The following is a 2,258-nucleotide window of genomic DNA, read 5'->3' as shown; positions in this document are numbered from 1 at the left end:
TAACTTCGAGCAACTGACGCCGAACCCGACCCCGGCTCAAACCACGATCAATGATTCGGTAGATGTCACTACCGCGACCCTGACTGCCAATCCGTCAGTCACCGAAGGCGGTGTGATCACTTACACCGTGACGCTGAGCAACCCTGCCCAGACGCCGGTGACCGTTACTCTGTCGAACGGCCAGACCATCACCGTCGAAGCCGGCAAGACTCAAGGCAGCGTTGACTTCCAGACCCCGGCCAACGACGTCTACAACAACGGCTCGACCGTCAGCACCACCATCACCGGTGCCACTGGCGGTAACTTCGAGCAGCTGACGCCGAATCCGACCCCGGCTCAGACCACGATCAATGATTCGGTAGATGTCACTACCGCGACCCTGACTGCTTCGCCAAGCGTTACCGAAGGCGGCGTAATCACCTACACCGTGACGCTGAGCAACCCTGCCCAGACGCCGGTGACCGTTACTCTGTCGAACGGCCAGACCATCACCGTCGAAGCCGGCAAGACTCAAGGCAGCGTTGATTTCCAGACCCCGGCCAATGACGCCTACAACAACGGCTCGACCGTTAGCACGACCATCACCGGTGCCACCGGCGGTAACTTCGAGCAACTGACGCCGAACCCGACCCCGGCTCAAACCACGATCAATGATTCGGTAGATGTCACTACCGCGACCCTGACTGCCAATCCGTCAGTCACCGAAGGCGGCGTGATCACCTACACCGTGACCCTGAGCAACCCTGCCCAGACTCCGGTAACCGTGACCCTGTCGAACGGCCAGACCATCACCGTCGAAGCGGGCAAAACCCAGGGCAGCGTTGATTTCCAGACCCCGGCCAATGACGTCTACAACAACGGCTCGACCGTAACTGTCACGATCAAGGACGCTACTGGCGGTAACTTCGAGCAACTCACGCCGAACCCGACCCCAGCGTCCACTGTAATCAATGACAGTGTCGATACCGTCACCGTAAGCATCGTCAGCAACGGTAATGTCACTGAAGACCAGCAGCCATCCTTCACGATCAAAGTGAGCCAAGCGCTGGACCGTCCGCTGACCGTGACCCTGTCGAATGGCGAAACCGTCACCATCGAGGCCGGCAAGACCGAAGTCGAGTACAAGACCCCGGCTCAGGGCGATGACGTCATCAAGGACGCGGGCTCCGTGACACTGAGCGTCACCGATGCCACTGTTTCGGGTGCAACCTTCGAGCATCTGGCCATCGGTGGTCCCGCTACCGTCGAGATTTCGGACACCATCAGCGAAGTCGTTGCAACCTTGACTGTCGACAAGGCGACTGTGGCGGAAGGCGGCCAGGTGACCTACACCGTCACGCTGACCAACGCGCAGGGGCTTTCGGTCACTCAGCACGGGGCACTGACCTTCACCCTGACCGACGGCACAAAAGTTACGATTCCGGCTGACAGTGCCTCTGGTACCGCGACCATCACGGTTAACGATGACGTGTACGTCGGCGGCCAGGCCGCTATTGCCAACAAGCTTGAGTCGGTTTCGGGGGCAGACAGCTTCGAGAAGCTGACTCTGGGTGGTGAAACTGTCACCACTTCTGTGACGGACGAACCGGGTTCGGGTACTCCAGGTACCGGTAACCAGGGCGACTTGGTGCAGGTCACCATTACCGCTGACCAGGTTTCGGTTGCTGAGAACGTCAAGCCGACCTTCACCGTTCACATCAACACCGCTCTGACCCACGACCTGGTTGTGACCCTGAGTAACAACGCTCAGGTCACTATCAAAGCGGGTGAAACCAGCGCGCCGTACACCCACGAAGCACAGGGCGACGACGTTTACAAAGACGCCGGCGAAATCAGCCTGGGCATCAAGTCCGCGGTCGATGTTGACGGCCGTGCCTTCGAGAACCTGCAGCTGGGCGACGCAGCGTCGGTCAAAGTGACTGATACCACTGACGACGTCATCGCCAAGCTGACCGCCACCCCTTCGGTTACCGAAGGCGGCGAGATCACTTACACCGTCACCCTGACCAACAAAGATGGTCTGCCGATCGACAACCACGCGCCGTTGTACTTCACCCTGAGTGACGGCAAAACGGTCATCACCGTTCCGGCCAACGGCACCACCGGTTCGATTACCGTAACTGCCCCGGACAACGTCTACACCGGCACTAACCCACCGGTCGAGCAGAGCCTGCAGGCGGTCAGCGGTGCTGACGCCTGGAAGTTTGAAAACCTGGTTCTGGACAAGACCCCGGTCAGCACCACTGTGACTGACGAGC

At 59.7% G+C, this 2,258-nt stretch carries 1 protein-coding gene; it reads left to right on the top strand.

Annotated features, from left to right (window positions below):
• A partial coding sequence (locus HU750_RS26890) for an immunoglobulin-like domain-containing protein (protein WP_346010863.1) occupies positions 1-2,258 on the top strand: 2,258 nt, incomplete at both ends.

It is taken from the genome of Pseudomonas sp. SWRI50, assembly GCF_014269095.1.
GTDB lineage: Bacteria > Pseudomonadota > Gammaproteobacteria > Pseudomonadales > Pseudomonadaceae > Aquipseudomonas > Aquipseudomonas kermanshahensis.
This window is presented reverse-complemented; position numbering and strand designations above follow the sequence as displayed.